This window comes from Acinetobacter sp. Colony158 (assembly GCF_019264745.1).
In the GTDB taxonomy this organism is placed as follows: domain Bacteria; phylum Pseudomonadota; class Gammaproteobacteria; order Pseudomonadales; family Moraxellaceae; genus Acinetobacter; species Acinetobacter ursingii.
In genome coordinates this window covers 937,136-937,877 of sequence record NZ_CP078523.1, presented here as the reverse complement: position 1 = coordinate 937,877, position 742 = coordinate 937,136, and the positions used below count along the sequence as shown (strand labels likewise).

Annotated in this window: 1 pseudogene; it reads left to right on the top strand. The window is 36.3% G+C overall.

Features of this window, described 5'->3' with window-relative positions:
- Positions 1–152: 152 nt before the first annotated feature.
- Positions 153–742: pseudogene (locus JR005_RS14455) on the top strand (site-specific integrase); the annotation flags it as partial.

The window sequence follows — 742 nt, the reverse complement described above, 5'->3', positions numbered from 1 at the left end:
GCAAAAAGTATAAGAGCCCATGCGGGAACATGAGCTCTTATGAATGTCTTGATTGCCAATCAGACACTTCGATTTTGATCGATAGGGGCATTTTTGTCAATCCTATCTCAAGGTCACTTTTTGCCTGTTTTTTAATAAACAGGAGGCTCAAAATGAGCACTAAACTTAAAAATGGTCAGTCACGCTACCAATCAAAAGCCAAAGTTGTGACCATTAAAAAATTTCAGTTATTGACGTTGAGACAGGCAACTGATCGTTTAAATGATGCAGCGTTTGAAAAACATGGTGATGCTTACCTTGAATTCCCTGTAATTGTTCAGGGAGATGGTAGCCCTTCTGATGTTTTTAATCTATATTTGCTGAAAAAACTTGAGCAAACAATACAGTATGATTTTAAAACATTTTCATCTATTGCCAATCAGCTTGTTGATTTTCAGCGTTTTTTAGAAGATGAGCAACTGAACTGTTTGAAGTTCCATAAAGTAAAACAGTCAAATGCGATTTTTAAATATCGTACTCGTCTTATTGAGCAGGCAAATGCAGGTCTAATTTCAGCTCGCTCTGCAAGTAATCGAATTAATGCGGTAGTGAATTTTTACCGATTTCTGGTTACAGAAGATTTGATCGATCATCAGTGCTATGGCATACCGTTTAAAGACGTTTACAAATATATTGCTGTAGATAATGAATTTGGTGCACGTCAAAAAATGGCAATTAAGTCGCATGATCTTGCGATACATGT